The following is a 6,769-nucleotide window of genomic DNA, read 5'->3' on the forward strand; positions in this document are numbered from 1 at the left end:
GGGGACAACCCCCGCGCGGAACGCCGGGGCTCAGGCCGCCGCGGCCACCTGCGCCGCCTCGCGGCGCCTCGCACGGGCGCGTTGGATCAGCAGGCCGCCGACGCCGAGGATCAGCACCCCGTAGAGCGAGCCGGCGATCGGGCTGGAGACCAGTACCGAGGCGTCGCCCTCGCTGACCGCCATCGCCCGCCGGAACTCCGTCTCGGCGAGCGGGCCGAGGATGACGCCGATCAGGACCGGTGCGACCGGCAGCCCGTAGCGACGCATGGCGAAGCCGAGCAGGCCGATGGCCAGCACGAGCACCAGGTCCAGGATCTTGCTGCTGGTCGCGTAGACGCCCAGCATCGCGAAGACCGTGATCCCGGCGTAGAGGTAGTGCTTCGGCAGCTTCAGCAGCTTCGCCCACAGCGGCGCGAACGGGAGGTTGAGGATCAGCAGGACGACCATCCCGATGAAGAAGCTGGCGAGCAGCGCCCACACCAGCTCGCTGGCCCGCTCGAACAGCAGCGGTCCCGGCTGGAGGCCGTACTGCCGGAACGCGGCCAGCATCACGGCGGCGGTGGCCGACGTCGGCAGGCCGAGGGCCAGCAGCGCGCCCATGGCGGTGCCCGCCGTGGCGTTGCCGGCGGCCTCGGGGCCGGCGACGCCCTGGATGGCGCCCTTGCCGAACATGGAGTCCGGCTTCCGGGAGGCGAGCCGGCGTTCGGTGCCGTAGGCGAGGAACGTCGGCACCTCGGAGCCGCCGACCGGGATGATGCCGAACGGCACGCCGATGCTGGTGCCGCGCAGCCAGGCCGGCAGTGCGAGCCTGAACTCCTTGCGGGACAGCCAGAGTCGGCCGCTCGACGGGATGAGCTTGGTGTCCTCCTTGGTGCCGCGGCGGGCGGCGACCGCGATGACCTCGCCGAGGGCGAGGAGGCCCACGGTGATCACGACGATGTTGATGCCGTCGAACAACTCGGGCTGGCCGGCGGTGAACCGGGAGGCGCCGGACATGCCGTCGACGCCGACCAGCGCGATCGCCAGGCCGATGGCCAGCGCCGCGAGGCCCCGGATCAGCGACTCGGCGACGACGGCGGAGATCGCGACGAACGCGAACACCGCGAGGGCCAGGTACTCCTCGGGACCGAAGAGGGTGGCCAGTTCGGCGAGCGAGGGGGCGAAGAAGACCACGAGGACGGAGGACAGGATGCCGCCGATGAACGCGGCGATCGCGGAGGTCGCGAGGGCCTGGGCGGCGCGGCCGTCCTTGGCCATCTTGTGGCCCTCGATGGTCCCGGCGATCGCGGTGCTGTTGCCGGGGGTGTTCATCAGGATGCCGGATATGGAGTCGCCGAAGAGCCCGCCGAACAGGACGCCGGCGAACATGATGAACGCGCCGATCGGGTCGAGCGAGAACGTGACGGGCAGCAGCAGGGCCACTGCCATCGCCGAGCCGAGGCCGGGCAGCACGCCGACGGCGGTGCCGAGCAGGGCGCCGACGAACACCCAGAGCATGTTCATCGGCGTGAGGACGGTGAGGAATCCGTCGCCGAGGTTGGTCAATGAGTCCATCAGAACACTCCTGCCAGGATGCCCGGGGGAAGGTTGAGTCCGAGGCCCGCGGAGAAGGCGAGTTGGACGATCGAGGAGACGGCGAGCGACAGGAACACGTCGAAGACCACGCGGCGGCTGCCGAGTGCCCGTGCGACGCCCCAGAACAGCAGGGTGCCGGAGAGCAGCCAGCCCAGCGGGTCGAGCAGCACGATGAAGGCGACGACCGTGCCGACGACGCCGGCCACGGCCAGCCGGTTGCTGCGAATCCTGGTGGCCTCAGCCTCAGCCTCAGCCTCCGCACCGTCCTCGGCCTCAGCGCCAGCGCCAGCGCCAGCCATGGCCCCGGCCCCGGCCGAGGCCCCGGCCTCGGCCTCGGCGGGCGCGCCCGGTGCGGCGACCCGTTCCGGTTCGGGGTTCCGCAGCACGTCGACGCCGAGCAGGACGGCGAACACGAAGCAGGCGATCGAGATGATCGTCGGGAACAGTTGCGGTCCGGGGGACGCGACGTTCGCGGGGACGTCCATCGTCGCCGTCCCGATCGCCAGCACCAGGCCGACGACGAACAGCAGCACCGGGAGGATCAGGCCCGTGCGGCGGCGCAGGAAGTCGGCGGGGCCGCCGGGCGGGTTCGTGGGCGTCGCCGTGGGGGAGTCGAGTTCGGTGCTCACAGGCCCAGCTCCTCGATGATGGCGTCGACCCTGGCCTGGTCTTCGCGGATGAACTCGGTGAACTCGTCGCCGGTCAGCAGGGAATCGACCCAGCGGTGCCGGTCGAGGGCGTCGGCCCACTCGGGGGTCTCGGTCATCTCCTCGACGATCGAGATCAGTTCGGTCCGCTCCTCCTCGGTGATGCCGGGCGGGGCGACGAGGCCGCGCCAGTTGGGCAGCGACACGTCGATGCCCTGGTCGATCAGGGTCGGGGTGTCGATGCCGGGCACCGGCTGCTCGGCCGAGACGGCGAGCGCCCGCAGGTTGCCGGCCTCGATCTGGTCGCGGAAGTCGTTGTAGCCGCTGATGCCGATCTCGACGGTGTCGGACAGCAGGGCGGTCAGCACCTCGCCGCCGCCGGCGAACGCGATGTAGTTGAGCTCGGCCGGGTCGATGCCGGCCTCGCCGGCGGTGAGGCCGGCCAGCAGGTGGTCGGTGCCGCCGAGGGCGCCGCCGCCGATCGCGTGGCCGTGCGGGTTCTCCTGCCAGGCCGCGATGAAGTCGTCGAGGGTCTGGTAGGGCGAGTCCGCCGGGACGATCAGGACCTCGTAGTCCTCGGCGAGCCTGGCGATCGGCGTGGTGTCCAGCAGGTCGACCGAGGAGTTGTTGACGGTGATCGCGCCGAGCATGACGGTGCCAGTCATCATCAGCCGGGTCGGGTCGTCGCCGATCTCGGCGAACTGGCTGAGGCCGATGGTGCCTCCGGCGCCCGGCACGTTGACGACCTGGACGTTGTTCACGACCGAGCCGGCGCGCAGCGCCTGTTGGAACTCCCGCGAGGCGAGGTCCCAGCCGCCGCCGGGCGCCGCGGGCGCCGTCACGGTCAGCTTGGACCTGGGGGTGGCGCCCGAGGCGGAACCGCTGGCGTCGACGGCGGCGAAGCCGACCAACACCAGCGTGATCACGACCCCGAGGACGGCCGGGGCGGGATGTTGCTTCCGCACGGTCACTCCCTTGTGGCGTGGTATTTCGTGGTTTGCGACACCGAGGGTGTCCGCCTAGTAGATATAGATGACCGGCAGGTGGTATACAACCCTTCGGATCAGATCGACTTAGATCGAGATTGATCAGTTAGTGGATCGCTCGGTGGATCGCTGGATGGATCGTGGAGGGGGCGGGATGGTGTCCACACCGGCCGGGGAAAGCGTCGACGGCGGTGGTATCCGCGCGGTGAGCCGCGCCTGGCGGGTGCTGCGCGCGTTCACCCCGGAACGCATGTCGCTCACCCTGGCCGACCTGGTGCGGGAGACCGGCCTGCCGCGGACGACCGTGCTGCGGCTGGTCGACACCCTGGCCGCCGAGAACCTGTTGGAGTCCGGCGCGGACGGTCGGATACGCGTCGGCACCAGCCTGATCGCGTTCGCCGCGTTCGCCGACGCGGCCTGGACCGTGCCGCCCGCCTCGCTGGCCCGGATGCAGGCCCTGGCCGCCGAGACCGGCGAGACCGTCAGCCTCTACGTGCGGGACGGCGTGCGACGGGTGGTGGTCGGCCAGGCGCCGAGCCCCAACACCCTGCGGCACGCGGTGCAGCCGGGCGACGAACTGCCGATGTCCGTCGGCTCCGCGGCCTATGTGCTGCTCAGCCTCGAACCCGCGGCGGAGCTCGACGGCTTGGTCGCCCGGATCGTCGCCGAGTCCGGCGGCGACCCCGAGGCCATCGGGGCCGGGGTGGCGGCCGCGAGGGAGCGCGGCTGGAGCCTCACCCACGGGCAGCGGGAGGCCGGCAACAGCGGTCTCGCGGTGCCCGTCCCGTCCCCCGGAGGACGCCCGCCGGCCCGCACCACGGTGCTCGCCCTCGGCGGCCCCACCGTGCGGTTCACCGAAGACCGGATCCAGGGCTTCGTCCACGCCGTCCGCCGCTGCGCCGAGGACATCGCGCGCACCGGACTGCCGCCCGCGCTCTACTGACCGACCACCCGACGCACCCATCGACCTACCACCCGACGTATCCACCGACGAAGGAGAACCGTGCACGACTACCCGAAGCCCGGCGCGCTGCCCGTCGCCACCGTCTCGGACGCCATGGACCGGTTCGGGGTGGCCGACGGCATCCGCCCGCTGTGGCCCGGCGCCCAGCTGTCGGGACCCGCGTTCACCGTGTGGACCAGGCCGGGCGACAACAAGGGGCTGCACGCGGCCTTCGAGACGATCCGACGCGGCGAGGTACTGGTCGTCAACGGCGGTGGCGACGCCACGCGCGCCCTGATCGGCGAGTTGGTGGTCCAGAAGGCCAAGGCCCTGGCGATCGGCGGCATCGTGCTCGACGGCGCCGCCCGCGACGTCGCCGAACTCGCCGAGCTCGGCGTGCCGGTGTTCGCGAGGGCGGTCACGCCCGCCGGGCCGTGGAAGACCGGCCCCTACCTGATCGGCTCCACCATCGCGGTCGGCGGCGTGCCGGTCAGCCCCGGTGACTGGGTGCTCGGTGACGACGACGGCGTCGCGGTCGTGCCGAGCGGGCGGGTCGCCCAGGTCGTCGACGGCGCGCGGACCCTCATCGAGGGCGAGGCCGAGCGCCGCGCCGCCAACCAGCGGCTGGTGCCGCGTGACTGACCGGCCCCTCGTCTGGATTCCGCGGCCCGTCCACCAGGACGCGGTGACGCGCCTCGGCGAGGTCGCCGAGGTGCGCCTCGGCTTCGGCCCGCACGCCGTCACGTTCGACGAGGTGAGCGACCGGGTGGCCGCGATCCTGCTGCGCACCGCGCGCGTCGACGGCGCCATGATGGACCGGGCGCCCCGCCTGCGGATCGTGGCCAGGCACGGCGTCGGCCTCGACACCGTCGACGTGGCGCGCGCCAGGGAGTTGGGGATCGCCGTCACCACCACCCCGACGGCCAACGCGCGGTCGGTCGCCGAACACGCCGTCGCGCTGCTGCTCGCCGTCCGCCGCGGCATCGGCATCGCGGTGCGCAACGAGGGCGACACCAGGGCCGCGATCAGCGGCCGCGAACTCTCCGGCGCCACGCTCGGCCTGCTCGGCTTCGGCCGGATCGCCCGACAGGTCGCCACCATCGGCGCCCACGGCTTCGGCATGCGGGTGCTGGCCCACGACCCGATGGTGCCGGCGGCCGAGATCGCCGCCGCCGGTGCCGAACCCGTGGACCTGCCCGCGCTGTTGGCCGGCTCCGACAACCTCAGCCTGCACGTGCCGCTTGTTCCGGAGACCCGCGGGCTCCTCGGGCTGCCCGAACTGCTGGCGCTGCCCGAGGGCGCCGTCGTCGTCAACACCGCGCGCGGCGGCGTCCTGGACGAGGACGCGCTGCTCACCGCCGTCCGGCGCGGGCACCTCGCGGGCGCCGGCCTCGACGTGACCGAGGTCGAACCGCTGCCCGACGACCACCCGCTGCGCGCCGAGCCCACGGTCGTCATCACCCCGCACACCGGGGCCCAGACCGCCGAGGCGCTGCGGCGGATGGCGACCGAGGCGGCCGACCACATCGTCGAGCACCTCGGCGGCTGACAGATTTCACCGTCTGTCAGGCCTCAGCTGATTTCTGTCATCCGCCATCCGCCATCCGCCATCCGCCATCCGCCATCCGCCATCCGCCATCCGCCATCCGCCATTCATCGTCCGTCACCCGTCGTCCGTCGTCCGTCAGCGGTCCGCCGGTAGATCGCGCTCCGGCGGGCCGTGGTAGCCGGCCAGCAGCGGCCGGGGGATCGGGCCCTTGATGCGGGAGCCGCTCGACGTCTCCTCCCAGGCGTGGGCGAGGATGCCGACGCTGCGGGAGAGCACGAACAGGCCCCGGCCCAACTCGGGCGGGAAGCCCAGCTCGGCGTAGATGATGGCGGTCGCCCCGTCGATGTTCATCGGTACCGGGCGGGCCCGGCCCTCGGCCAGCGCCGCCTCGACCGCGAGGCCGGCGGCCAGCGCGTGCCCCGGCACCTCGCCCCGCTCGACGGCCTCCCCGACCAGGGCGAGCAGTGGGTCGCGGCGCGGGTCGCGGGGGTGGAAGCGGTGCCCGAACCCGGGAACGTAGGCGCGGCGGGCGCGGAAGTCGGCGACGACCGCCCCCGCGTCCTCCCCGCCGACCACCCGGGCCAGCACCTCCATGCACTGCTGGCCGGCGCCGCCGTGCACGTCGCCGAGCAGCCCGGCGCCGGTCGCGACGGCGCTGTTCAGGCCGACGCCGCAGGTCGCCGCCATCCGGGCGGCGGCGATCGACGGGGCCTGCGGGCCGTGGTCGACGGCCGCCACCAGCGCCGCCTCCAGCAGCCGGCCCTGGACCGGGGTGGGCAGTTCGCCGCGGAGCATCAGCCAGATCTGCTCGGCGAACGTGATCCGGCCGACCAACTGCTCCACGGGGTAGCCCCGGAGTCTGATCACGCCCGGGTGGATCTCGGTCACCGCCGTCGACCACCAGTCGGTGACCCGGCGCCGCTCGATCATCGGCTCGCCCTCGGGGTCCGGCTGGCTCATATCGCACCGTTCTCTCGCAGGTCGGCGGCCAGCACCACGCCGAGGACGCACACGCCGAGGGCCATCGCGAGCAGCGGGATCAGCAGCAGGTCGCTGCCCGTCGCCGCCC

The 6,769-nt window shown here is 73.0% G+C and carries 7 protein-coding genes; 3 read left to right on the forward strand and 4 right to left on the reverse strand.

Annotated elements, in window-relative coordinates; genetic code table 11:
- Positions 1-30 precede the first annotated feature (30 nt).
- The 3 genes from E1283_RS28990 to E1283_RS29000 are packed head-to-tail and all read right to left on the reverse strand — an operon-like array spanning position 31 to position 3,187.
- A complete protein-coding gene (locus tag E1283_RS28990; protein ID WP_132821136.1) occupies positions 31-1,554 on the reverse strand; it encodes a tripartite tricarboxylate transporter permease in 1,524 nt (507 codons plus the stop codon).
- A complete protein-coding gene (locus E1283_RS28995; protein ID WP_207930567.1) occupies positions 1,554-2,204 on the reverse strand; it encodes a tripartite tricarboxylate transporter TctB family protein in 651 nt (216 codons plus the stop codon). Before E1283_RS28995 ends, E1283_RS28990 begins: the two co-directional genes overlap by 1 nt.
- Positions 2,201-3,187 (reverse strand): Bug family tripartite tricarboxylate transporter substrate binding protein, encoded by a 987-nt coding sequence (locus E1283_RS29000; protein ID WP_132821137.1) that lies wholly within the window; start codon positions 3,185-3,187, stop codon positions 2,201-2,203. Before E1283_RS29000 ends, E1283_RS28995 begins: the two co-directional genes overlap by 4 nt.
- Positions 3,188-3,362: 175 nt before the next feature.
- Between E1283_RS29000 and E1283_RS29005 the strand changes: the two genes are divergently transcribed.
- The 3 genes from E1283_RS29005 to E1283_RS29015 are packed head-to-tail and all read left to right on the forward strand — an operon-like array spanning position 3,363 to position 5,700.
- A complete protein-coding gene (locus E1283_RS29005; protein ID WP_132821138.1) occupies positions 3,363-4,151 on the forward strand; it encodes an IclR family transcriptional regulator in 789 nt (262 codons plus the stop codon).
- Positions 4,152-4,211: 60 nt separating this feature from the next.
- On the forward strand, positions 4,212-4,793 hold the full coding sequence (locus E1283_RS29010) for an RraA family protein (protein WP_132821139.1): 582 nt from the start codon (positions 4,212-4,214) through the stop codon (positions 4,791-4,793).
- Entirely contained in the window at positions 4,786-5,700 is a 915-nt protein-coding gene (locus tag E1283_RS29015) for an NAD(P)-dependent oxidoreductase (protein ID WP_132821140.1), read from the forward strand. Before E1283_RS29010 ends, E1283_RS29015 begins: the two co-directional genes overlap by 8 nt.
- Positions 5,701-5,835: 135 nt before the next feature.
- Here E1283_RS29015 and E1283_RS29020 read toward each other — a convergent pair whose 3' ends face one another.
- Positions 5,836-6,660 (reverse strand): citryl-CoA lyase, encoded by an 825-nt coding sequence (locus E1283_RS29020; RefSeq protein WP_207930568.1) that lies wholly within the window; start codon positions 6,658-6,660, stop codon positions 5,836-5,838.
- Between the last annotated feature and the right edge of the window lie 109 nt (positions 6,661-6,769).

Origin of the sequence: Streptomyces hainanensis (genome assembly GCF_004348415.1) — a bacterium.
GTDB lineage: Bacteria > Actinomycetota > Actinomycetes > Streptomycetales > Streptomycetaceae > Streptomyces > Streptomyces hainanensis.